Raw genomic sequence first — 21,705 nt, forward strand, 5'->3', positions numbered from 1 at the left:
GGGGGAAAACGTCTCTTGCCCGTAACAGCAAGAGGACTTGATGCCCTGGAGCAATCAGAATGGCGGCGGCGGCCCTTGGGGCGGCGGCGGTGGCGGCGGTAACGGAAACGGCAAGGGGCCCTGGGGCTCCGGACCGAACCGGCCCGGAAACGGAAACAACCCTCCGGAACTCGATGAAATCATCCGGCGCAGCCAGGACAGACTGAAACGCATGATCCCCGGTGGCTCGGGTGGCGGCGGACTGGTGCTTCTGGGTCTCGCGGTCGTTGCCGCGCTCTGGCTCTTCCAGTGCGTCTACACGGTTCAGCCCGATGCGCGCGGTGTTGTATCCCGTTTCGGCGTGCCGGCCAAGGACGTCGCCATGCCGGGCCTGCATTTCCATTTCTGGCCGTTCGAGCGCGTGGAAATGGTCAAGGTCACCGAACAGCAGGCCAATATCGGCGCGAAGTCCGGCTCCAACAGCGATGCGGGTCTGATGCTTTCGGGCGACCAGAACATCGTCAATGTGCAGTTCTCGGTGCTTTATGCAGTCACCGATCCGCGCGCCTATCTCTTCAATGTCGAAGATCCGCGCGATACGCTTCAGCAGGTGTCTGAAAGCGCCATGCGCGAAGTGGTCGGCTCGCGTCCGGTTCAGGACATCTATCGCGACAACCGTCAGGCTGTTGCCGAGGACGTGAAGAACATCATCCAGGCGACGCTTGATTCCTACAAGGCCGGCATTTCGATCCGCACGGTGGCAATCGAAGATGCTGCGCCGCCGCGTGAAGTGGCTGATGCGTTCGACGAAGTGCAGCGCGCCGAGCAGGACGAGGATCGCTACGTCGAGGAAGCCAACAAATACGCCAACCAGAAGCTCGGCCGCGCCCGCGGTGAAGCCTCGCAGATCCGCGAAGAGGCAGCTGCCTACAAGGATCGCGTCGTGAAGGAAGCGGAAGGTGAGGCGGCCCGCTTCAACTCCGTTTATGCCGAATATGCCAAGGCTCCCGATGTCACGCGCGAGCGCATGTATCTGGAGACGATGGAAAACCTCATGAAGTCGAGCCGGAAGATCATCATGGACGGCCAGTCCGGCCAGTCCGTACCCTATCTTTCGCTCAACGAACTCATGAACAAGGGCGCCAAGGGAGAGACGAAATGAATAGCAATCGTCTTTCCATCGGCATTGTCGCAGCGGCACTGATTGCGCTTCTGGCCTATTCCTCGATGTTCGTCGTGGGTGCGCGCGAGCAGGCGCTGGTGATCCGCTTCGGCAAGATCCAGTCGGTCAAGACCGAGCCGGGGCTGTATTTCAAGCTGCCGTTCGGGTTCCTTGATGCCGATCGCGTACAGTATGTCAGCGAACAGGCGCTTCGTTTCGACCTCGACAATATTCGCGTTCAGGTCAAGGGCGGCAAGTTCTACGAAGTCGATGCCTTCATCATCTACAAGATCACCGATGCCAAGCTCTTTCGCGAGGCCGTTTCGGGTGACGTGAGCGTCGCCGAGTCGCGGCTGCGTACACGGCTCGATTCCGCACTGCGCCGGGTTTACGGTCTGCGCGGGTTCGAGTCTGCTCTCTCGCAGGAGCGCAGCGCGATGATGCAGGAGGTTCGTACCGACCTGAAGAACGATGCAGGCGCGCTCGGCATATCGATCATGGATGTTCGCATCCGCCGGACCGATCTGACACGGGAAGTCTCGCAGCAGACCTTCGACCGCATGAAGGCCGAGCGTCTGGCAGAGGCTGAACTGATCCGTGCCCGGGGTGTGCAGGAACGACAGCGCCGCGAAGCCATTGCCGACCGTCAGGTCGTCGAGATTGTCGCAGACGCACGGCGCGAATCCGAAATCCTGCGCGGTGAAGGCGAAGGCCAGCGCAGCGCCATCTTCGCCCAGGCCTATGGCAAGGACCCGGCCTTTTTCGAATTCTACCGTTCGATGAATGCCTACAAGAGCAGTCTGACGACCTCGGATACGAGCCTCGTGCTCTCGCCCAATTCCGATTTCTTCCGCTTCTTCAATGATGCGGGCGGAAAGAAGAAACTGGACGAGCGGCTGCCGGCCGATGCCGCCAAGGCTCCGCAGCCGCCGGCTGCCCAGCAGTGAGCGCGCTTGCCACCGATGGTCTGATCGGACTGGCATTCTTGCTGATCATCGAGGGGCTGGCCTATGCGCTGGCCCCTCGGCTTATCAAGAACATGGCGCAGCAGATTCCGGCCATGTCGGAAGAGCGGCTTCGTGTTTTTGGTGTTGTCGCATTGGCACTCGGGGTCGGCCTCGTCTGGCTCGTCCATTAAACGGTCGATCGCTCACAGAAACGCCACTTTACCCGGAAGGATGGTGGCGATAACAAGAGCGACCTGTTTTATCACATGCGCCGGCGATTTGCGGGCGCGATCTCCCACAGGAGAAATGCCGCGTGTCACGTTCGTCTTCGAAGTTCCTGCTTCTCTCGGCTGCTGCCGCCATTTCGATAGCGGTCACGCCCGGTGGCCCTGCCATGGCGCAAAGTGCTGCCGTGCAGCAGCGCGGGCCGGCCTCTGTCGCCGATCTGGCGGAAGGGCTGCTTGATGCGGTGGTGAATATCTCGATCTCGCAAGATGCCGAGGGCAGCGAAGCCGACAGCGGCTCGCCGTCGCCGAAGGTTCAGAAGGACGCGCCTTTCGAGCAGTATTTCAACGACTATTTCAACAAGCGGAAGAAGGACGGCGGCAAGAACCGCAAGGTCAATTCGCTGGGCTCCGGCTTCGTCATCGATCCGGCCGGATATATCGTGACAAACAATCACGTGATCGAGGGTGCGGACGAGATCGACGTCAACTTTGCCGACGGCACGACGCTGGAAGCCAAGCTGATCGGGACCGACACCAAGACCGACCTTGCGGTGCTGAAGGTCGAGCCGAAGGCGCCGCTGAAGGCGGTGAAGTTTGGCGATTCTCGCAAGATGCGCATCGGCGACTGGGTAATGGCGGTCGGCAATCCGTTCGGGCTCGGCGGCACGGTGACCGTGGGGATCGTCTCGGCGCGAGGACGCAACATCAATGCCGGGCCCTATGACAACTTTATCCAGACGGATGCCGCGATCAACAAGGGCAATTCCGGCGGTCCGCTCTTCAACATGGAAGGCGATGTGATCGGTGTGAACACGGCGATCATTTCGCCGACCGGCGGCTCCATCGGCATCGGGTTCTCCATTCCCTCCGAGATCGCCATGAACGTCATCCAGCAGCTCAAGACCTATGGTGAGACGCGGCGCGGCTGGCTGGGCGTTCGTCTCCAGCCGGTGACGGATGACATGGTCAAGACGCTCGGGCTGGACAAGGCGCGCGGTGCGCTGGTTTCCAGCGTCATTGCCGGCGGTCCGGTCGAGGGCGGGCCGATCAAGGCTGGCGATGTGATCGTCAGCTTTGACGGTAGGCCGGTGAAGCAGGCGCGCGACCTGCCGCTGATCGTTGCCGAGAGCCCCATCGATACCGACCTCAAGGCTGTCGTTATGCGCGACGGGAAGGAGACGACGGTCACCGTGCGGCTCAAGCAGATGGCCAAGGATGCCGAAGACGATACAGAAACCGCTCCGGAAGCATTGGACGATGGTGGTTCCTCCGACGAGGCCAAGCCGCAAAAGCCTGAAAAGCCGGGCAAGCCCGAAAAGCATCAGGATGACAACAAGGCTGTCGCAGCCGACGGGCCTGTTCTCGGCATGGTGCTGAAGGCGCTGGACGACGATAGCCGCAAACAGTTCTCCATCGAGAAAAGCGTCGAAGGTGTGGTCGTGACCGAGGTCGAGCCCGGTTCGCCGGCGGCCGAGAAGGGCATTGTCGCGGGCGATGTTATCGTGGAAATCGCGCAGCAGTTCATTGCGACACCGGCGGATGCTGCGGCCAAGGTTGCATCGCTGAAGCAGGCGGACCGGCGCAACGCGCAGGTGATGATCGCGAATGCGAAGGGTGATCTGAGGTTCGTGGCGCTGAGGCTCGAATAGCGCCACCTTTGAGCGTGTTCAGCGTTGTTCAGGACGCGGAAATGCTCAGTTATTGACGCTCATGACGATTCCGCACAATTTTCGCGCGAGGTTGGCGCGAGGGATCTGCATGCTGGTTCACAATGAGAGAACGAAGCTCGCCGCCAATGCGCTCGATCGGCTTTCGACGGCGTTTGTGGTTGTGGGCGTGTTGGGGAAGACGTTGAACTATTCTCCGGGTGCGGAGATGTGGATTGGCCTTCTCGGCGTCGCCACTTGGATTTTGGCTGCAGCCGGCTTACATTGGGCACCGAGGCAAATGCTGGGAAGACTGAAGCCATGACCCCGGATATATTCTTTTGGTATGTATTTCCTCTTATCGTAGCCGTGCTTGGCTTCGGTTGGGTGCTGTATGACATCCGCAAGAGCAAGCAAAAGCAGCATCCCGGCGAGTAAATTTAAGCCGATTTTTCCACCGGATTTTTCAAACGATAAAGCACGTGACGCTTCAGGTGTGGCAGATCATCGGGCACGCGCTTGTGGTCGAAATCGTCCGCTGGATCATGCGTAAAGCCAAGCCGTTTCATCACGGCGATGGAGCGCTCATTGTCCTGAACGGCGAAGGATACGAGCTCGCCGAAATTGCGTTCCCTGAAAGCATAATCGACGAAGGCTTTGCCGATCTCCGTGACATAGCCATGTCCCCAATGCTTCCGCGCCAGACGCCAGCCAATTTCCACCGCTGGCGTGAAATGTTCTTCGAACAGAACCTCTGCGATTCCGGCCATCCCGACGAACGCGCTGGTTTCCTTCAGCACAAGAGGTTGAAGCCAGACGCCGAAGCGCGCCTGCAGCTCAATGCAGCTGCGCACCGTTGCTTCAACCTTCTCCCGCGACTGAGGGCCGCCGAAATAGCGCATGACTTCCGGATCGCTGCAGAGCGCAAAGAACGGCTCGATATCCACCTCGGTCCATGGGCGCGAAATCAGGCGAGGGGTTTCGAGCGTGGTCACCTGAAATCGCTTTTCCGATACCCCTGGATGTAGAGCAGGGCGGTCAAGTCTCCATGGTCAACGCGCATCTTCGCCTGCGCCGCGACCGAGGGCTTGGCGTGCAGCGCCACGCCGGAGCCGGCAAGCTGGAGCATGCCGAGGTCGTTGGCGCCGTCGCCGACGGCAATCGCATCGTCGGTGTGGATGCCGAGCGTTTCGGTGATGTCGAGGAGGGCGTCGACCTTGGCCTGCTTGCCGAGGATGGGTTCGGCGACGATGCCGGCAAGCTTGCCGTCGTCCTCGATGAGCACATTGGCACGGTTTTCATGGAAGCCGAGGACGGAGGCGATACGGCCGGTGAAGACAGTAAAGCCGCCGGAGACCAGCGCCGTGTAGCCGCCGTTCGCCGTCATCGTGTCGATCAGCTCCTTGCCGCCGGGGGTGAGCGTGATGCGCTTGGCGATCACCTCGTCGACGACGGTGACCGGCAGCCCCTTGAGGAGGGCGACGCGTTCGCGAAGGGCGGGCTCGAACTCGATCTCGCCGTTCATGGCGCGGGCGGTGATGGCCGCGACGAGGTCCTTCAGGCCGACTTCAGCAGCGAGTTCATCGATGCATTCCTGACCGATCATGGTGGAGTCCATGTCGGCGATGAGCAGCTTCTTGCGCCGGGTTTCGGCGTTCTGGACCACGATATCGATCGGCGCTCCGTCGATGGCGGCGGTGAGGGCGGCCATCGCTTCGGCTGCATCCGTGCCGTCCTTCAGCGCGATGTCGCAGGCGATCCCGTCGGCCAGCCAGTAGAGGCCGGAGGCTGAAACCGTGCTTGCGGCCTTTTCACCGAGCGCCGGGACGAGTACAGGATTTTGCGGATTGGCAATGAGCGTGGCGACGAGAGCCATGGAGAAAACCTTGTGAGCGAATACGACGCGATCCTGATAACCGGCCCGACGGCCAGCGGCAAGTCTGCTCTGGCGCTCGACTTGGCGCGCCGGGTGGATGGTATCGTCGTCAATGCTGACAGCATGCAGGTTTATGACACGCTGCGCGTCGTCACCGCCCGGCCGTCCGAGGCCGACATGGGCGGTGTGGAGCACCGGCTTTACGGGCATGTGCCGGCCAAGACGACCTATTCGACGGGCGCGTGGCTGCGCGCCGCTCAAGGCGAGATCGAGACGATCCGTGCGGCGGGCAAGACGCCCGTTCTGGTTGGCGGAACCGGACTTTATTTCAAGGCGCTGACGGGCGGGCTCTCCGAGATGCCGGAGGTGTCCGAGGAGCTGCGGCTTTCATTGCGGGGACGGCTGGCAAAGGAGGGGCCGGAGGCGCTGCATGCGCTTCTGGCTGCGCGCGACCCGCAAGGTGCGGCCGTGCTTCAGCCCGGCGACGGACAGAGAATTCTCCGGGCGCTGGAAGTGCTGATGACGAGCGGCAAGCCGATCGCGTATTTCCAGTCCGCTGCGGGTCCCGCAATCATCGATCCGGCAAAGGCGCGCAAGATCGTCGTGCTGCCGCAGAGGGAGGTCCTGCGCAGCCGCATCGACCGGCGCTTCGCGGCGATGATGGACGAGGGCGCGGTCGAGGAGGTCGAGGCGCTGCAGGCGCTGTCGCCGCCGTCGGATGTGCCGGCGATGAAGGCGATCGGGGTGCCTCAGATTGCCGCCATGTTGCGCGGCGAGATGAGCCGCGCCGAGGTCATCGAGCAGGCCGTTGCTGCCACGCGGCAATATGCCAAGCGGCAGATGACCTGGTTTCGCAATCAGATGGACGAGAGCTGGGAGCGGATTGCCACTTGAGCCGCTCAGGCTCAGTCCTTGTAGAGACTTGAGAGGGGCTTTTTCAGCAGGCTGTCGCGCAGCGTGGTGGGCCGGTTGGGGTCACGGCGGAGCGATGTCGGACCGGTTGCCTCACCCGGTTGCCGGACAGGCGCATCGGCCTCGGTAAAGGAGCCGGGGCGTATGGGCTGCGGCGCAAGACGCGTCGGGTCCAATGCCGTGAAGGGCGCTCTGCCGGGCAGCATGTCGGCGCTATAGGGCTCCAGAGGGCTTTCTTCCGCGATCGAGGGAAGCTGTTCGACCTGACGGCGAGTGCTTTCCTCGAAACTTTCCTGAAAGGCGGAAATGTCGGGTTGGCCCGAAACCTGGCGCATCTGCGCGATGATGCTCCGCAGATTGATATTGTCTCCCGCATCTTCGATCTCCGGCACGTCCGAAGAGGTCGTTTTCGGCACGTGCGGCGTCGGCAGGCGGTTGAATTTCATGCGCATGGGGACCGAAACGGCTTCGCCGAAGGCAATCGCCTCGCCATTGCCGAGTGAGGAGATGAAGCTTGTCGCCGAGAGCGAGCTTTCGGGGATCGCCGAGCGAATGATGTCCTGATCGTTCTCGTTGGTCAGGCGCATTGTGAAGACGGTGGAGCACTGCGAGAGGATCGTCTGGTCGAGATCGCCGGGGCGCTGCGTCACGATGCCGAGCGAAACGCCGTATTTGCGACCTTCCTTGGCGATACGGGCAATCGACTGGCGTGTCGGGACGAAGCCGAGACTGGGATCGGAGGGGACATAACGATGCGCTTCCTCGCAGACGACGAGCATGTGGATCGCGCCATTCGACCACAGGCCGATTTCGAAGGCCATGCGGGTCAACACCGACGCGACGGAATTCACCACTTCCGAGGGGATGCCCGACAGCTGGAAGACCGTGATCGGTTTGCCGTGGCCCGGAATCCGGAAAATGGTCTGCACGGTCTCCAGGATCGTGTCGTTGATCGTGTTCGAAGAGAACATGAAGCGATAGCGCGGATCGTTCACGGCGGAGACGATCCTCAGCTTGAGCGAGCGCAGATAGGGCTTTTCGGAACGGCCTTCGAGCTTGCCGATCCGTTCGTCGATCAGCGCCAGAAGATCGGAAATGCGATAGGGAACCGGCGTGTCGGCTGTGATCGACGAGCGATCGGACTGCCGGCGCATGAGGTTCGATTCCCCACGAAACGACTTCTTCGCTTCCGGGATCAGATCGCGTAACGCGTCGATTTCCTCCGGGACGCCGATGCGTCCGCGGAACACCACTTCGGCGAACTCCTCGAGCCGCATCAGCCAGAACGGCAGGTCGAGCCGTTCGGGATCGATGACGACAGACAGATCGTTGAAGGCGGCGGCGAATTCGTTATGCGGATCGAGGATGAGCACGCGCAGCTTCGGGTCTGCCTCGACCGCCGTGCGCAGGAGAAGCGACACCGCGGAGGATTTGCCGACGCCGGTCGAGCCGACAATGGCGAAGTGTTTCGACAGCATCGAGGGGATATGCACCTCTGCATCGATGCTCTGGTCCTGCGACAGCTTGCCGATGGGGCGGCTTTCCCCGTTCCGCGTTTTGTAGATGCGCTTCAGGTCGTCCTTGCGGATGCGGTGGGCGATGGCGCCGAGATGTGGATAGGAGCTGATGCCGGTGGAGAAGGTTTCCGAGCCATCGTCGTCGACGACCACTTCACCCATCAATTCCACTTCGACGCGGAAGACGTTGTTGGCACCCGGCATCCAGGCTTTGTTGTCAGTCTGCATGGAATCGACCAGCGCCACGACGCGGTTCCGGCCAACGCTGATGGAAATCAGACGTCCGACGGACCAGCGCTCCGTGAGATCTGTCGCGCCGTTTTCGATGATGGCGGCCACGGTCGCGCGTGCGCCGCTGCAGGCCACCACATGGCCGAGCAGGCGGTCTCCGGGAGCGTCCACGTCTCTGCGTTCTGCGGTTTTATCCGCGGGCCCTTGGTCCGTCATATTCACTTTCGCTTTCGAAAGCAGACTATGGGATCAGTCTTAATGGGAGGTTTCCGCCGCAGGCCGAGATCACGCCAAGATTTTTCCGCTTGCGGCGTTGACGGCTTCCACCTTTGCCGTTAACACTTCGCGCCATGAACAAGATGATTTCGCTTATCGTGGTGGGACGGCGCATGGGCAGGATGGTGTAACCATCCGGCGATAGCCACCCATGCGCTGCACACAGGCTCCTCCAAGGGGCCTTTTTTTATGCCCTAAAACAAGCTAGACACCCCGCAAAACCAAGCAAAACGGAACAAGGACGATGACGGGTAAGGACACTCAGAACGACGGGAAGATGACTGGGGCGGAGATCGTTCTCCGTGCGCTGAAGGACAATGGCGTCGAGCATATCTTCGGCTATCCCGGCGGCGCCGTGCTGCCGATCTATGACGAGATCTTCCAGCAGGACGATATCCAGCACATTCTCGTTCGCCACGAGCAGGGCGCCGGCCATGCCGCCGAAGGCTATGCCCGCTCGACCGGCAAGCCGGGCGTCATGCTCGTCACCTCCGGCCCCGGCGCGACGAACGCCGTCACGCCGCTGCAGGACGCGCTGATGGACAGCATTCCGCTTGTCTGCCTGTCCGGCCAGGTTTCGACCACGCTCATCGGCTCCGACGCGTTCCAGGAATGCGACACGGTCGGCATCACGCGGCCCTGCACCAAGCACAACTGGCTGGTCAAGGACGTCAACGATCTGGCCGCAACGATCCATGAAGCCTTCCGTATCGCCACGACCGGCCGTCCGGGTCCGGTTGTCGTCGATATCCCGAAGGACGTCCAGTTTGCCACCGGCACCTATACGCCCCCGGCCGCCACGCAGCCGAAGGGCAATTACAAGCCGAAGATGCAGGGCGATCTGGACCGTATCCGCGCCGCCGTCGAGCTGATGGCCTCCGCGCGTCGTCCGATCATCTATTCCGGCGGCGGTGTCGTGAACTCGGGTCCGGAAGCATCGCAGCTGCTGCGAGAACTGGTCGAGCTCACCGGCTTCCCGATCACCTCGACGCTGATGGGCCTCGGTTCCTATCCGGCCTCGGGCAAGAACTGGCTTGGCATGCTGGGCATGCACGGCACCTACGAAGCGAACATGGCGATGCATGATTGCGACGTCATGGTCTGCATCGGCGCGCGTTTCGACGACCGCATCACCGGCCGCCTCAACGCCTTCTCGCCGAATTCGAAGAAGATCCATATCGACATCGATCCGTCCTCGATCAACAAGACGGTTCGCGTCGATGTTCCGATCCTCGGCGATGTCGGTCGGGTTCTGGAAGATATGGTTCGCCTGTGGCGCGCAACCGCCAACAAGGCCGACAAATCGCATCTGAAGGACTGGTGGGAAAACATCGCCCGCTGGCGCGCGCGCAATTCGCTCGCCTACCGGCCGAATGACGATGTCATCATGCCGCAATATGCGATCCAGCGCCTCTATGAGAAGACCAAGCATCTCGACACCTACATCACGACCGAAGTCGGTCAGCACCAGATGTGGGCGGCGCAGTTCTACGGTTTCGAGAAGCCGAACCGCTGGATGACCTCGGGTGGTCTCGGCACGATGGGCTATGGCCTGCCGGCAGCACTCGGCGCACAGATCGCGCATCCGGAAAGCCTCGTCATCGACATCGCGGGCGACGCCTCCGTCCAGATGACCATGCAGGAAATGTCTGCGGCCGTTCAGTACAACGCGCCAATCAAGATCTTCATCCTGAACAACCAGTATATGGGCATGGTGCGCCAGTGGCAGCAGCTGCTGCACGGCAACCGCCTGTCGAACTCCTATACGGAAGCGATGCCCGATTTCGTGCTGATGGCGCAGGCCTTCGGCGCGCATGGCATCCGCTGCGAGAAGCCGGGCGATCTCGACGATGCGATCCAGGAAATGATCGATGTCAAGAAGCCGGTGCTGTTCGATTGCCGCGTGGCGAACCTCGCCAACTGCTTCCCGATGATCCCCTCCGGCAAGGCGCATAATGAAATGCTGCTGCCCGACGAGGCCACCGACGAGGCCGTTGCCAATGCCATCGACGCCAAGGGCCGTCAGCTGGTCTAAGAGATAGGTAGGAAGAACGATCATGAACGCACAGCACCAACCGACCGGCTCCGCCTATTTCATCGACAAGGAAACGCAGGCCGTCGAAAACCACACGCTTTCGGTTCTCGTTTCCAACGAACCGGGCGTTCTCGCCCGCGTCATCGGCCTCTTCTCCGGCCGTGGCTACAACATCGAAAGCCTCACGGTTTCGGAAACGGAACACGAGGCACATCTGTCGCGCATCACCATCGTGACGCGCGGCACCCCGCATGTTCTCGAACAGATCAAGGCGCAGCTGGAGCGCATCGTGCCGGTTCACCGCGTCGTGGATCTCACGGTTCGCGCCGTCGAACTCGGTGCGGACCGTCCCGTCGAGCGCGAACTGGCGCTGATCAAGGTCGCCGGCTCCGGGGACGCCCGCGTCGAGTCCCTGCGTCTTGCTGAAGCCTTCCGCGCCAAGGTGATCGACGCGACCGTCGGCCATTTCATCTTCGAAATCACCGGCAAGCCGTCCAAGATCGACCAGTTCATCGCCATCATGAAGCCGATGGGCCTGATCGAGGTCTGCCGGACGGGGATCGCGGCGTTGAACCGCGGCCCGCAGGGTATGTAATCGAGGGCAGGGCGGTGGAGTAGGGTGGCTGGTGCTGTCTACTCCACGTTCGATGTAACCCATGCGCGGGTCCGCCCGATACTCTCTCAATCGCAGTTGCGGCAGACATGCTGCCGTAACAATCGGGCGCTAAAGGCTCGGCTTTAGTCCGTAAGGGGACGAGGCAGAATAGCCGGAGGAGCGGACTTCTCGTTCCTCCGTCATGCCGGACTTGATCCGGCATCCAGCCAGCCCGCGTCCGCGGGCTGAAAGGACTCTTATGAAGAGAGTCTTCTACGCGATGGACATCGCGCGCTGGATCCCGGATCAAGTCCGGGATGACGGAGAGGATGGGTGGCGTCTGCGAAATCCTAAGACGTTGCAAATGCGCATGGAGCGGGTCTTCTGTCTCGGCAAAGCGAACATCCACAGGGGACAATAAATGACGAACAACCGTCCCAATTTCCCCGACCGCTCCAACCCATCCCGCGCCCTCGAAGTCTTCACCACCTTCCTGAAACTCGGCCTGACCTCCTTCGGCGGTCCCATTGCCCATTTCGGCTATTTCCGCGACGAACTGGTTCTGCGCCGCAAGTGGATCGATGAGGCGCGGTATGGGGAGATCGTGGCGCTTTGCCAGTTTCTGCCCGGACCGGCGTCGAGCCAGGTCGGCTTCTGCATGGGGCTGTTGCGCGGCGGGCCGCTGGGGGCGCTCGCCGCCTGGACGGCTTTCACGCTGCCTTCGGCCATCCTGCTCGTGCTCTTCGCCTATGGGGCAGCGTCTGCCGGTGGGCCGGTGGAGGCGGCGATCCTTCATGGGCTGAAGCTTGTCGCGGTCGCTGTTGTTGCGCAGGCCGTTTACGGCATGGCGAAGAGCCTGACGCCGGACAGGACGCGGGCAGGGATTGCGCTGGCCGCCGTGCTCATCGTCACCTTCGTGACCAGCGCCGTGGGGCAGGTCGCTGCTATTGCCGTGGGGGCGGTGGCGGGGCTGATCGTCTGCCGTCAGGCGGGGGCAGCGCAGATCGGGCATCTTTCGGTGCCGATTTCGCGGCGCTTCGGGGCGGGCTGTCTTGTGTTGTTTTTCGCGCTGCTGGTCGTCATGCCGCTCTGGGCTGCGGCGACCGGCTCGGCGGACGTCATTCTCTTCGACGCCTTCTATCGCTCCGGCGCGCTGGTCTTTGGCGGCGGGCATGTGGTGCTGCCGCTTCTGAAGGCCGAGATTGTCGATAAGGGCTGGCTGTCTAACGATGTGTTTCTGGCCGGCTATGGTGCGGCGCAGGCCGTTCCCGGTCCGCTCTTCACCTTCGCCGCCTATCTGGGTGCCGCCATCGGGCAGGCGACGGGCGATCTGGCGAGTGCAGCCGTTGCGCTCATAGCGATCTTCCTGCCGGGTCTCCTGCTGGTGACCGGCATTCTGCCCTTCTGGGAAGGGGTGCGCCGACGCGCGTATGCACAAGCCGCCATGCGCGGTGCGAATGCGGCAGTCGTCGGCATTCTGGGCGCTGCACTTTACAATCCGGTCTGGACGAGCGCGGTGCTGTCGCCCGCTGATTTTTTCCTTGCGCTCGCCGGCTTCCTCGGGCTGACCATTTGGAAACTGCCGCCCTGGGTGGTGGTGATCGCCTTGCCTCTTGCCGTGCTGGGGATGGGTTTTCTCTGAGATCGAAAATTCATTGACTAGGAAACTAAATTCGGCTAGTTTCCTAGTCAATGAATGAGGTTGACATGTCTTCCGCCATTTCCGATCTGACGTCTCATACCGGCTACTGGATGCGGATGATTTCCAATGCCGTGTCGCAGGATTTCGCCCGCCGACTGGCGAGCGAGGGGGTGACGGTGGCGGAATGGGTGTTCCTGCGGGCGCTTTATGATGAGCGGTCGCTTTCGCCTTCGCTGCTTGCGACCAAGATGGGCATGACCAAGGGCGCGATCAGCAAACTGGCCGACCGGCTTCTGGAAAAAGGCCTGGTCAGCCGCACCGAGGACGAGACGGATCGCCGCGCGCATCATCTTGCGCTTTCAGTGGAGGGCAGGGCGAAGGTGCCGCAGCTGGCGGCACTCGCCGATGCCAATGATGCCGAGGCTTTCGGGGTTCTCTCGGCGGAAGACCATGCGGAACTTGACCGGCTGCTGAAACTGCTGGTCGAGCGGCGCGGGCTTTCATCCGCCCCCGTGGACTGAGCCTGTTCAAATTCCATATAAACCGAGAAAAGGAGAGCCGCGATGGATGCGGAACGCATAGCTATTGCCGAAACCTGCCTGCACGCCGCCCATGACGGAACCTTAAGCTTTCCCGAAATCGTCGGCCGCCTGATCGGTGCGGGCTTCGAGGGGTATACGGTCGATTATCGCGCCAACAGCCAGACCTATTATCTGCCGGATGGCGATCACGTGACGCTGGCCATGCCCGCGTCATCGGGCAAGGTGGAGGCGGCCTTCGATCCGCAAGGCGTTGAGCGCATGGTGCGCTGGGCGCAATCCGGTGCGGCCGATTACACTTATGAAGGCTTCTCGGAGGGCGTGAAGAAGAGCGGTTGCGCCGGCTATCTCGTCTCGTTTCTCGGCCGCCGCGTCGTCTATTTCGGGCGGACGGCGGAGACTCATGTGGAGCATTTTCCGCGCTGAGCGCTTACCCGACCAGCCCCGCCACCCAGTAGCTCGCCGCCGCGATCACGCAGGCGGGGGGGCATGGTGACGAACCAGGCGATGAGGATGTTGCCGGCGAGGCCCCAGCGGACGGCGGATACGAACTGCAGGAAGCGGAAGCTGCGGATGAGCTTGCGGAACCAACCCATCATGACCGCGACACTTCCGCTGAATTTCTTGATATCAACGTGCCTTTGTGATCATTGTCACAAAACTGTCATATATTCTCGCTGGCAATTGCTCCAAAATCCAAATTTTGACAATCTCGGTTCTAATGAAATCAAAGAAAAAGGCTGGAAAGCCGCAGGTAAAGCCATCCGGGCCGGCGCAATCCCTTCTGCATCAGCTCGCCAAGCGACCTGAGACGCTTTTCAGTGGCTCCTTTCGCCAGCAGACGGCTGCCCTCTGTTTTCGCTACAAGAGAGAGAACGCGGAGATCGAGGTTCTGATCGTCACCTCGCGCGGCAGCCGGAACTGGATCATCCCCAAGGGCTGGCCCGTGAAGAAGAAGACGCTTGCCGAATCCGCCGCCATCGAGGCCTTCGAGGAGGCGGGCGTCCGCGGCAAGGTGCTGGAGCGCGCCATCGGCCGCTACACTTACCTGAAGGAACTTGACAGCGGCGAGGTCGTTCCGTGCATCGTCGATGTTTTTCAGATCGAGGCAGAGATCCTGCATGACCGCTTCAAGGAACTTGGCCAGCGTGTCATCGCCTGGGTAAGTCCGGTCGAGGCGGCGCGACGGGTGCGCGAGATCGAATTGAAATCGCTGCTGATCGATTTCAAGCCGAGGGTGGTGGCGTAGGAGCCGGGCGGACTTGAGGCCAATCCGCCCGCGCGTCCACCAAGATCTTCAGCCGGCCGCGGCGCGTTCCAGCGCTGCGATCTCGATCTTGCCCATCTTGAGCATGGCTTCCGTCACCCGCTTGGCAGCGGCTGGGTCGGGACCCATCATGAGTTCGCCCAGGCGCCTGGCGCTGATCTGCCAGGAAAGGCCCCAGCGGTCGCGCAGCCATCCGCAGGGCTCGTAGGAGCCGCCTTCGCCCAGTTTCTCCCAGAGATGGTCGATCTGGGCCTGATCGTCGCAGGAGGCGAGGATGGAGAAGGAATGGTTGAAACTGTCGAGCGGTCCCGCTTCGATCGCCATGTAACGCTGGTCGCCGAGATGAAAAGCGGCGATCTGAACGCTGCCGGCGGGGCCGGAGGGCGTGTCGCCGGGGATGGGCGTGATCCAGTCGATGCCGGAACCGGGGATCAGGGCCACATAGGTTGCAAGCGCGTCGCGCATCCCTTTCTCGAACCACAGATGTTGGGTGACGGTCGTCATGGGTGTCTCTCCTCCTTTGTGTTTATAGGTTGATATAAACGTAATTTGCGGGCGATGTCTATCATCTTGGCGAGAGAGCGGGCGTTTCTTTTCGTCAGCTCTCGTGATATCCATATGTATATCCTAAAGGGGGCAGCGATGCCGAAGGTCGTGATATCCAAATGGGGTAACAGTTCTGCCATTCGCCTGCCCAAGGCGATGATGGATGATCTTGGCCTGAAGAACGGCAGTGTCGTTCGATTGGAAAAGCGGGACGGGGCGATCTCGGTCGTGCCGGAGACGCGGCGCATTCCCACCATTCGGGAAATGGTGGAAGAGATGGAACGGCTGGGTTTCGAGAACGAGCCCGATACCGTCGATTGGGGCCCGGATGTCGGCTCCGAGCGGTTTTACGATCATGACTGAGCGTTTGGTGTTGAAGGCAGGAGACATCATCCTCGTCGCCTTCGATCCTGCGCTCGGTACAGAACAGGCAGGAACTCGACCCGCCATCGTCATTTCTTCGGACTGGATGCACGGGCGCTCCAAGCGCATCATCGTTTGCCCGATCACGCGGAACATAGCTCCCTGGCCCACAAAGATTGCTCTACCGGCTTCGATGAAAACAAAGGGCATGATCCTCACTGACCAGGTTCGATCCGTGGATGAGCGCGCGCGGGTTCTTCGCGTGATCGAAACTGCAGACGCAGAACTCTTGTGGGCGGTTCGTCGATATGTCGCGCAATTGATCGGCTTCGGCGACGACGACTAGAAGGCACAACGTATTCCGTCCAATCTTGTCACCCTCACAATGAAGACATTGCACCTCCTCCGGAGTTAGGTCAGCATTGCTGACATAAATTTCGGAGAGAACATGTCGTATCAAACATTTCTGGCTTTGCTCGTTTTCGCCTTCACCTCATCGGTCACGCCGGGGCCGAACAATATGATGTTGCTGACATCCGGGGTGAATTTCGGGTTCCGGCGGACGATCCCGCATATTCTTGGGATCGAGGTGGGTTTTGCGCTGCTCATCCTGGCCGTCGGACTGGGTCTTGGAGAACTGTTTTCGGCCGAACCGCGGCTTTATCTGGTGCTGAAGGTTCTGGGCGGAGGGTATCTGCTCTGGATCGCCTGGCACATTGCCACGACGCGCAGTCTTGCCGAGGCTAAGGATGATACGGATGCGCGGCCGATGACATTGTTACAAGCCGCGCTGTTTCAGGCGGTCAATCCGAAGGCCTGGGTGATGGCGGGCGGGGCGGTTGCGGCCTATCAGGCACCCGATGCGTACATTCGCGATTCATTCCTCATTGTCTTCGCCTTCCTGTCGGTCGGCATTTTCTGCACCGCCGCCTGGGCGGGTTTCGGCACGGGTCTGAAAGGCTGGCTTGACGACCCGCGCCGGCTGCGGGTGTTCAACATCACCATGGCGGTGCTGCTCGTGCTCAGCCTCTGGCCGATGCTGAAGTGAAGGCCCGCCGCTTGTCCCGGCCGGCTTTTTAGGCCGGCTGGAACTGACGATAACAGAGATCGGCAACGGCGCGCAGGGCTTCGCGGCTGACTTCGCCGCTGACGGCATATGCGAGCCCATTGTCCATCCAGTAGAGCGTTTCCACAGCGCCATTCGAGGCGAACTGAAAGGCCGTTTCGGTCTTCCTCGCCGTCCGGCCAAGAAGCAGGGTGAGCCGCTTGCCGCTCTTGTCCTCATACATCAGCAAGGCGCCGGCAACGCCATCGACCGGGACGAGGCGTCCCCCGACCAGCGTATAACCCGCCGAGGCGAGATCGGGCGCGACGATCTTTTCGCCAAGACGCTTGCCGAGCCAGGCGACCAGGTGATCCTTTTCGCCCGCCCAGACTTCCACCGGATGGCGGACTTCGCGGGCATAGATGGTGTAGGCATCGCTTGCCTGTTCGAAGATCGGTGTCGCGGTGGCCGGGCTGCCGAGCAGCGAGGGGAGAGCGAGGCCGGTTGCCGTGCCGAGTGCGAAGAGGACGACGGCGGCAGCGGCGCGCATGGGGGCGCGGTTGATCAGCGGCTGGCGCGACGGTGTCTTCAGCCGCGCAGTATCGTCCGGATGCGTCCTGCCATAGGGTGCGAACATGTCACGGATCGCCGCATTCTGGCTCTGCCATGCGGCGACACGGGCGGCGTCTTCCGGATGGGCGGCAAGCCATGCCTCGACACGTGCCGCATCGTCCGCTGCCATCTGGCCGTCGGCATAGGCGTTAAGATCGTTTTCGGTCACGGGGTTGAGAGCGTCACTCATTCGCTTCTCCGCATCGGTATGACATTATCGGCTTCGAGAAAGCGCGCGATCTGCGCGCGGGCGCGGGCCAGGCGCGACATCACGGTGCCTTCGGGAATCTGCAAAAGGCTCGCCACCTCGCGATAGGTCATGCTTTCGACGACGACCAGCATCAAGACGGCGCGGAAATCCGGCGCGAGACTGTCGATCGCCGCGGCGAGCCGGCGCTGTTCCAGCGGGTCGCCGGGTGGCGAAAGCGTGGCGGGCACGTCATGGGCCTCGTCGAGCGGAGCGGTGCGGCGGCGCGTGGCGCGGGCGGTATCGTTGCGATACAGGTTCGTCATGATGGAAAACGCCCAGGCCTTGAGGCTGCCGCCGGCCCACTGGCTCCGCTTCACCAAAGCCCGTTCCAGGCTGTCCTGCAGCAGGTCCTCGCCGTCGGCATCGGAGCGGCTCAACGAACGCGCATAGCGGCGCAGCGAGGGCATGAGGTCCATCATGCCGCGCTCGAAGCTTGGGGGCGCGGTGTCCCGCGCGCCCCGCTCACGCTCTTGCTGCCGATCAGGGCTTTGCCGCATCCCAGACGCCCTTGAAGCCATCGCCCGTCGCATCGCCCTTCTTCTGGTCCTTCACCCAGAAATAGAGCGGCATGCCATCCTTGGCCCACTGCTTGCCGCCGTCCTTGCGGTCGACGATCGAATAGGCGCCTTCTGCCTTGGCGCCAGCCGGCGCAAGATAGGGCGGCCAGTTCTGTGCGCAGGCCTCGTAGCAGTTGGAGGTGCCCTTCTTGTCGTTCTTGAAGGTGTAAAGCGTCATGCCGTTTTCGCCTGCCAGCACATTGCCCTTGTCCGTCTTCACGGTGGTGGTCGGCTGAGCATAGGCGATGGAGGCGCCGGCGGCAAAGAGAAGCGTCAGGATCAGTCTCGTCTTCATGGTGTTCTCCCAAGGGTCAGGTTTTCGCATGCCGCTCGTTGTGGCTGCGGACGGGAGTGAGACAATCGCGGGGCGGGGTTTATTCCCGTGCTCGCAAAAATAATCTTCGATCAGAAAAGCCGGCCGAGATCTGGCTTGGTCAGCATCAGCCAGATGATGGCGAGAACTGCGGCGAAGGCAGGAAAACCGCAGGCGAACCAGATGCGGTAAAGCCGGTGATACATTGCCGGAAGAGGTGCGTTCTCCGCTGCGGCCTGCCGGGCGAGATCGCGCATCTGCATCTGGATGCGGACGACGGGGAGCCAGAAGATCCCAGCAACGACGTAGAGAACGAGCGAATAGAAGATCCAGCCTTCGCCGATCGGCCAGCCGATGCGCAGCGCGAGTGCCGCCCCGGTGATGGGCTGCAGGACAACGGCGGTTGCGGTGAAGAGGAAGTCGGCCAGCACGACCGTGGACGCGACGTGGGTGATGACGGGCGCGTTGCGCGTGCCGTTGGCAACGACCATGAAGAAGGCGATGCCGGCGCCGGTGCCCAGCAGAACGGTCGCGCCGATGACATGCAGGAAGAGGAGGATTGAATCGAGTTCGATTTCCATCAGCGTTCATCCAGAATGACGAGGGCCACGAGCGTCAGCGCAAGGGCGGGCACGGTCTTGATCATCGGGCCGAGTGGGTCGAGCCAGAGCGCGGGTTCCATGACGATGGAGCCGGCGAGATAGGCGAGTGTGACGATGACCATGCCGCTGAGAGCAAGGCGGGCGCGTGGACGAAAAAGCACGACAAGGCCGAGGACGATGTCGATCAGGCACGTGGCGAAGGTCAGCCCGAGCGCTGCCGTTTGGCCCATGAAAGGCGAAAAATGACCGGCGGCGCGGGACGGTTCGAGAAGCGGGATCAGGCCAGAGGCCAGCCAGAAGGCCGAAAGGCAGAAGAAGATCAGCGGCTTCAGGAAATAGAGGCGCGCAAACCAGACGTCCTGTATGCCGGCGGCATTGCGGGCGAGGAAGGCGGATGCGGGTTCTATCGCGAAGGGCGGTAGCGCGTGGACGTCACCTGCTCTGACGCCATGGCGCATTACCTGCATGGCTGTGGAGCGCAGCGGCGAACGCCAGCCGAGCCATCCCAGCGCATCGGCGATGGCGGAGACCGGTGCCGCCGCAAAGGCCGGGAGGCTGACGATCGGGGCGGGCGGCAGGCCGAGCCAGGTGCGATGCTCGGTCACGAGGCTTGCGAGCGTCCCGCCCTCTTTGGCGAGCATCAGATCCGAGCCGCTGGGGATTTCGCCTGTGAGCGCCAGCGAGACGGCCTTGGCAACGTCGTCCAGCGTGACCGTCGAGACGGCACTGTGGGCGTGGACGAGCGGCAGGACAAACGGAAGCGCTGCAAGCGCCCGCAGGAGGGCCGTGCCGCCGAAGGCGTTGCGGCCGATGACGAGCGCGGGGCGCAGAATGACAAATGGCAGTCCGCTCCGCGCCAGCGCCTCGTCGGCGGCGCGTTTTGTAGCGAGGAATTCGGTTTCGCCGGAGGGGCCGCTGGTGTCGGCGGAGATCTGGATGACAAGCTTGATCCCGACGGCCTTCGCCGCGTCCTGCAGGGCAAGTTGCGCGCGCGTCTGGACGTCTTTCAGTCTGTCGCTCAGGCCATCCTGCAGCGCGCCGGCGCAATTGACGACGACGTCCTGTCGCGCCAGCAGGTCTTTCCAGCTTTCGGCAGTCAGAAGGTTTGCAAGATCGGCGCGGACCCAGGTGATCTGCGGTGTGCGGGCGGCGAGGCGCGCCGTGTCGCGGCCGAGGCCGGTCACGGCGTGGCCTTCGGCGGCGAGCTTTGAAGCAATGTTCGAACCAATGAAGCCGGTTGCGCCCAGAATCAGGATGTTCATGGCACAACCCTATGTCGTTGTGGGCTGCAAACCAAGCGTGGCGGATGATCGCGTCTTCAGTCAGCGTCTTTCAGACGGCCACGTTTTGTTCTTGCCTTCTCCCCTCGAATCCTGCCATGCGAGAGGCCATGGAATTTGCACCGCAACAGGATGAGGCCCTGAAGGCCGTTTCGCGCTGGCTCAAAGAGGGCCGGTCGCCGCTTTTCCGGCTGTTCGGCTATGCGGGGACGGGCAAGACGACGCTGGCGCGGCATTTTGCCGAACATGTCGACGGCGATGTGCTCTTTGCGGCCTTTACCGGCAAGGCGGCGCAGGTTCTGCGCTCGAAGGGCGCGTCGAATGCCAAGACCATCCATTCGCTGATCTATCGCCCGCGCGGCGAGGAGGCGGTGGAGGACGAGGAGACGGGCAAGACCTCGATTGCGCCGATGTTTGCAATCAACCGACAGAGCCCCGTCGCCAAGGCCGCGCTGATCATCGTCGACGAATGCTCGATGGTGGATGAGGCGCTGGGGCGGGATCTGATGAGTTTCGGCACGCCGATCCTCGTGCTGGGCGATCCCGGCCAGCTGCCACCGGTCACGGGTGGGGGCTATTTCACCGATGCCGAGCCTGACTATCTGCTCACCGAAATCCACCGCCAGGCGCGCGACAATCCAATCATCGAACTTGCGATGCATGTGCGCGAGGGCAAGGAGATCATGCAGGGTGATTGGGGCACGGCGCAGGTCATCTCGCGCAACGAGGTGACGCAGGACCTCGTTCTGGAGGCCGATCAGGTTCTCGTCGGCACCAACAAGACGCGGCGGCGCTATAACCAGCGGCTTCGGGAATTGAAGGGCTTTACGGCCGATTATCCGCAGGCCGGCGACAAGCTCGTGTGTCTCCGCAACGACCCCGCCAAGGGCCTGCTCAACGGCTCGCTCTGGCAGGTGATGAGTTCGTCGCGCGAGACGGTGAAGCCGGGGATCAATCTTCTGGTCAAGCCGGAGGATGACGACATGGATCGCGGGGCGGCCAAGATCAAGCTGCTGAAGGCCGCGTTCGAGGATATCGAGACGGAAATTCCGTGGCAGACGCGCAAGCGCTATGACGAGTTCGACTATGGCTACGCGCTGACCGTGCACAAATCGCAGGGTTCGCAGTGGAACAATGTCGTGCTGTTCGACGAGAGCTGGGCGTTTCGCGATACGCGCGAGCGCTGGCTCTATACCGCGATCACGCGGGCGGCTGAGCGGCTGACCATCGTCAGATAGCTTTCGCCTGCGCAACGGCTGTCGGAAAGCCGCACAATCTTTTTCTGG

Annotated in this window: 24 protein-coding genes and 1 pseudogene; 15 read left to right on the plus strand and 10 right to left on the minus strand. The window is 62.0% G+C overall.

The annotated features are described in order from the left end of the window. Positions 1–40: 40 nt before the first annotated feature. From hflK to LQK83_RS02055, 4 genes are all read left to right on the plus strand, one after another. A complete protein-coding gene (gene hflK, locus LQK83_RS02040) occupies positions 41–1,141 on the plus strand; it encodes an FtsH protease activity modulator HflK (protein ID WP_230835625.1) in 1,101 nt (366 codons plus the stop codon). Further along, positions 1,138–2,088 carry a protease modulator HflC gene (hflC, locus tag LQK83_RS02045; protein WP_230835626.1) on the plus strand — a complete coding sequence of 317 codons (951 nt, stop codon included), beginning with the start codon at positions 1,138–1,140 and terminating at the stop codon, positions 2,086–2,088. The genes hflK and hflC overlap by 4 nt, the downstream gene beginning before the upstream one ends. Further along, positions 2,085–2,279, plus strand: coding sequence for a DUF2065 domain-containing protein (locus tag LQK83_RS02050; protein ID WP_230835627.1), 195 nt, complete (start codon positions 2,085–2,087; stop codon positions 2,277–2,279). The genes hflC and LQK83_RS02050 overlap by 4 nt, the downstream gene beginning before the upstream one ends. 122 nt (positions 2,280–2,401) lie before the next feature. Then, positions 2,402–3,964: a Do family serine endopeptidase gene (locus LQK83_RS02055; protein ID WP_442966682.1), complete on the plus strand. Its 1,563-nt coding sequence runs from the start codon at positions 2,402–2,404 to the stop codon at positions 3,962–3,964. Between the two features lie 437 nt (positions 3,965–4,401). Here the strand turns inward: LQK83_RS02055 and LQK83_RS02060 are convergent, their stop codons facing one another. Together LQK83_RS02060 and serB are read right to left on the minus strand one after the other, a co-directional pair. Next, on the minus strand, positions 4,402–4,956 hold the full coding sequence (locus LQK83_RS02060) for a GNAT family N-acetyltransferase (RefSeq protein ID WP_330166254.1): 555 nt from the start codon (positions 4,954–4,956) through the stop codon (positions 4,402–4,404). Then, positions 4,953–5,837, minus strand: a complete 885-nt coding sequence (gene serB / locus LQK83_RS02065) for a phosphoserine phosphatase SerB (RefSeq protein WP_230835628.1) — start codon at positions 5,835–5,837, stop codon at positions 4,953–4,955. The genes LQK83_RS02060 and serB overlap by 4 nt, the downstream gene beginning before the upstream one ends. A gap of 12 nt (positions 5,838–5,849) precedes the next feature. Here serB and miaA point away from each other — a divergent pair, with 12 nt between their 5' ends. Further along, positions 5,850–6,731: a tRNA (adenosine(37)-N6)-dimethylallyltransferase MiaA gene (gene miaA / locus LQK83_RS02070; RefSeq protein ID WP_230835629.1), complete on the plus strand. Its 882-nt coding sequence runs from the start codon at positions 5,850–5,852 to the stop codon at positions 6,729–6,731. 11 nt (positions 6,732–6,742) lie between these two features. On the opposite strand, the gene LQK83_RS02075 is transcribed toward miaA, so the two are convergent. After that, a complete protein-coding gene (locus tag LQK83_RS02075; protein WP_230835630.1) occupies positions 6,743–8,713 on the minus strand; it encodes an ATP-binding protein in 1,971 nt (656 codons plus the stop codon). Positions 8,714–9,050: 337 nt separating this feature from the next. Here LQK83_RS02075 and LQK83_RS02080 point away from each other — a divergent pair, with 337 nt between their 5' ends. The 5 genes from LQK83_RS02080 to LQK83_RS02100 all read left to right on the plus strand — a co-directional run bounded on the left by LQK83_RS02080 (position 9,051) and on the right by LQK83_RS02100 (position 14,010). After that, a complete protein-coding gene (locus tag LQK83_RS02080; RefSeq protein WP_230836259.1) occupies positions 9,051–10,808 on the plus strand; it encodes an acetolactate synthase 3 large subunit in 1,758 nt (585 codons plus the stop codon). Between the two features lie 22 nt (positions 10,809–10,830). Further along, entirely contained in the window at positions 10,831–11,403 is a 573-nt protein-coding gene (gene ilvN, locus LQK83_RS02085; protein ID WP_230835631.1) for an acetolactate synthase small subunit, read from the plus strand. A 421-nt stretch (positions 11,404–11,824) separates the two neighbouring features. After that, positions 11,825–13,045: a chromate efflux transporter gene (gene chrA, locus LQK83_RS02090; RefSeq protein ID WP_230835632.1), complete on the plus strand. Its 1,221-nt coding sequence runs from the start codon at positions 11,825–11,827 to the stop codon at positions 13,043–13,045. Between the two features lie 65 nt (positions 13,046–13,110). Continuing rightward, positions 13,111–13,566, plus strand: coding sequence for a MarR family winged helix-turn-helix transcriptional regulator (locus tag LQK83_RS02095; protein WP_230835633.1), 456 nt, complete (start codon positions 13,111–13,113; stop codon positions 13,564–13,566). A 42-nt stretch (positions 13,567–13,608) separates the two neighbouring features. Continuing rightward, entirely contained in the window at positions 13,609–14,010 is a 402-nt protein-coding gene (locus LQK83_RS02100; RefSeq protein WP_230835634.1) for a DUF1398 domain-containing protein, read from the plus strand. A gap of 4 nt (positions 14,011–14,014) precedes the next feature. Here LQK83_RS02100 and LQK83_RS02105 read toward each other — a convergent pair. Then, positions 14,015–14,132: pseudogene (locus tag LQK83_RS02105) on the minus strand (inorganic phosphate transporter); the annotation flags it as partial. Between the two features lie 173 nt (positions 14,133–14,305). On the opposite strand from LQK83_RS02105, the gene LQK83_RS02110 reads away from it, so the two are divergent. Continuing rightward, positions 14,306–14,833 carry an NUDIX hydrolase gene (locus LQK83_RS02110; RefSeq protein ID WP_230835635.1) on the plus strand — a complete coding sequence of 176 codons (528 nt, stop codon included), beginning with the start codon at positions 14,306–14,308 and terminating at the stop codon, positions 14,831–14,833. Between the two features lie 48 nt (positions 14,834–14,881). On the opposite strand, the gene LQK83_RS02115 is transcribed toward LQK83_RS02110, so the two are convergent. Then, the gene (locus LQK83_RS02115) at positions 14,882–15,355 is read right to left on the minus strand and encodes a VOC family protein (RefSeq protein WP_230835636.1); all 474 of its coding nucleotides are present in this window, start codon (positions 15,353–15,355) and stop codon (positions 14,882–14,884) included. 138 nt (positions 15,356–15,493) lie between these two features. On the opposite strand from LQK83_RS02115, the gene LQK83_RS02120 reads away from it, so the two are divergent. The 3 genes from LQK83_RS02120 (at position 15,494) to LQK83_RS02130 (ending at position 16,808) form a co-directional block, all read left to right on the plus strand. Then, complete coding sequence (locus LQK83_RS02120; protein WP_230835637.1) at positions 15,494–15,760, plus strand: AbrB/MazE/SpoVT family DNA-binding domain-containing protein; 267 nt, start codon at positions 15,494–15,496, stop codon at positions 15,758–15,760. After that, positions 15,726–16,106, plus strand: coding sequence for a type II toxin-antitoxin system PemK/MazF family toxin (locus LQK83_RS02125; protein ID WP_230835638.1), 381 nt, complete (start codon positions 15,726–15,728; stop codon positions 16,104–16,106). Before LQK83_RS02120 ends, LQK83_RS02125 begins: the two co-directional genes overlap by 35 nt. A gap of 102 nt (positions 16,107–16,208) precedes the next feature. Continuing rightward, positions 16,209–16,808: a LysE family translocator gene (locus tag LQK83_RS02130; RefSeq protein WP_230835639.1), complete on the plus strand. Its 600-nt coding sequence runs from the start codon at positions 16,209–16,211 to the stop codon at positions 16,806–16,808. A 28-nt stretch (positions 16,809–16,836) separates the two neighbouring features. Here LQK83_RS02130 and LQK83_RS02135 read toward each other — a convergent pair whose 3' ends face one another. The 5 genes from LQK83_RS02135 to LQK83_RS02155 form a co-directional block, all read right to left on the minus strand. Next, positions 16,837–17,607, minus strand: a complete 771-nt coding sequence (locus LQK83_RS02135; protein ID WP_230835640.1) for an anti-sigma factor family protein — start codon at positions 17,605–17,607, stop codon at positions 16,837–16,839. Beyond that, a complete protein-coding gene (locus tag LQK83_RS02140; protein WP_230835641.1) occupies positions 17,604–18,164 on the minus strand; it encodes an RNA polymerase sigma factor in 561 nt (186 codons plus the stop codon). The genes LQK83_RS02135 and LQK83_RS02140 overlap by 4 nt, the downstream gene beginning before the upstream one ends. Further along, the gene (locus LQK83_RS02145) at positions 18,148–18,519 is read right to left on the minus strand and encodes a COG4315 family predicted lipoprotein (RefSeq protein ID WP_230835642.1); all 372 of its coding nucleotides are present in this window, start codon (positions 18,517–18,519) and stop codon (positions 18,148–18,150) included. Before LQK83_RS02145 ends, LQK83_RS02140 begins: the two co-directional genes overlap by 17 nt. A 110-nt stretch (positions 18,520–18,629) precedes the next feature. Next, positions 18,630–19,118, minus strand: a complete 489-nt coding sequence (locus LQK83_RS02150; RefSeq protein WP_230835643.1) for a DUF2269 family protein — start codon at positions 19,116–19,118, stop codon at positions 18,630–18,632. Then, complete coding sequence (locus LQK83_RS02155) at positions 19,118–20,401, minus strand: SDR family oxidoreductase (protein WP_230835644.1); 1,284 nt, start codon at positions 20,399–20,401, stop codon at positions 19,118–19,120. Before LQK83_RS02155 ends, LQK83_RS02150 begins: the two co-directional genes overlap by 1 nt. Before the next feature lie 128 nt (positions 20,402–20,529). Between LQK83_RS02155 and LQK83_RS02160 the strand changes: the two genes are divergently transcribed. Beyond that, entirely contained in the window at positions 20,530–21,657 is a 1,128-nt protein-coding gene (locus tag LQK83_RS02160) for an ATP-dependent DNA helicase (protein WP_112629612.1), read from the plus strand. Positions 21,658–21,705: the final 48 nt, after the last annotated feature.

Origin of the sequence: Rhizobium sp. C1 (assembly GCF_021026335.1) — a bacterium.
GTDB lineage: Bacteria > Pseudomonadota > Alphaproteobacteria > Rhizobiales > Rhizobiaceae > Ensifer_A.

Coding starts and splice junctions, on each gene's coding strand:
- LQK83_RS02150 (WP_230835643.1), bottom strand. CDS start 19,118: ATGGAAATCGAACTCGATTCAATCCTCCTCTTCCTGCATGTCATCGGC.
- LQK83_RS02100 (WP_230835634.1), top strand. CDS start 13,609: ATGGATGCGGAACGCATAGCTATTGCCGAAACCTGCCTGCACGCCGCC.
- LQK83_RS02075 (WP_230835630.1), bottom strand. CDS start 8,713: ATGACGGACCAAGGGCCCGCGGATAAAACCGCAGAACGCAGAGACGTG.
- LQK83_RS02125 (WP_230835638.1), top strand. CDS start 15,726: ATGTCGGCTCCGAGCGGTTTTACGATCATGACTGAGCGTTTGGTGTTG.
- LQK83_RS02160 (WP_112629612.1), top strand. CDS start 20,530: ATGGAATTTGCACCGCAACAGGATGAGGCCCTGAAGGCCGTTTCGCGC.
- LQK83_RS02120 (WP_230835637.1), top strand. CDS start 15,494: ATGCCGAAGGTCGTGATATCCAAATGGGGTAACAGTTCTGCCATTCGC.
- hflC (WP_230835626.1), top strand. CDS start 1,138: ATGAATAGCAATCGTCTTTCCATCGGCATTGTCGCAGCGGCACTGATT.
- LQK83_RS02110 (WP_230835635.1), top strand. CDS start 14,306: ATGAAATCAAAGAAAAAGGCTGGAAAGCCGCAGGTAAAGCCATCCGGG.
- hflK (WP_230835625.1), top strand. CDS start 41: ATGCCCTGGAGCAATCAGAATGGCGGCGGCGGCCCTTGGGGCGGCGGC.
- LQK83_RS02130 (WP_230835639.1), top strand. CDS start 16,209: ATGTCGTATCAAACATTTCTGGCTTTGCTCGTTTTCGCCTTCACCTCA.
- chrA (WP_230835632.1), top strand. CDS start 11,825: ATGACGAACAACCGTCCCAATTTCCCCGACCGCTCCAACCCATCCCGC.
- LQK83_RS02095 (WP_230835633.1), top strand. CDS start 13,111: ATGTCTTCCGCCATTTCCGATCTGACGTCTCATACCGGCTACTGGATG.
- LQK83_RS02115 (WP_230835636.1), bottom strand. CDS start 15,355: ATGACGACCGTCACCCAACATCTGTGGTTCGAGAAAGGGATGCGCGAC.
- LQK83_RS02155 (WP_230835644.1), bottom strand. CDS start 20,401: ATGAACATCCTGATTCTGGGCGCAACCGGCTTCATTGGTTCGAACATT.
- ilvN (WP_230835631.1), top strand. CDS start 10,831: ATGAACGCACAGCACCAACCGACCGGCTCCGCCTATTTCATCGACAAG.
- LQK83_RS02145 (WP_230835642.1), bottom strand. CDS start 18,519: ATGAAGACGAGACTGATCCTGACGCTTCTCTTTGCCGCCGGCGCCTCC.
- serB (WP_230835628.1), bottom strand. CDS start 5,837: ATGGCTCTCGTCGCCACGCTCATTGCCAATCCGCAAAATCCTGTACTC.
- LQK83_RS02135 (WP_230835640.1), bottom strand. CDS start 17,607: ATGAGTGACGCTCTCAACCCCGTGACCGAAAACGATCTTAACGCCTAT.
- LQK83_RS02140 (WP_230835641.1), bottom strand. CDS start 18,164: ATGCGGCAAAGCCCTGATCGGCAGCAAGAGCGTGAGCGGGGCGCGCGG.
- LQK83_RS02080 (WP_230836259.1), top strand. CDS start 9,051: ATGACTGGGGCGGAGATCGTTCTCCGTGCGCTGAAGGACAATGGCGTC.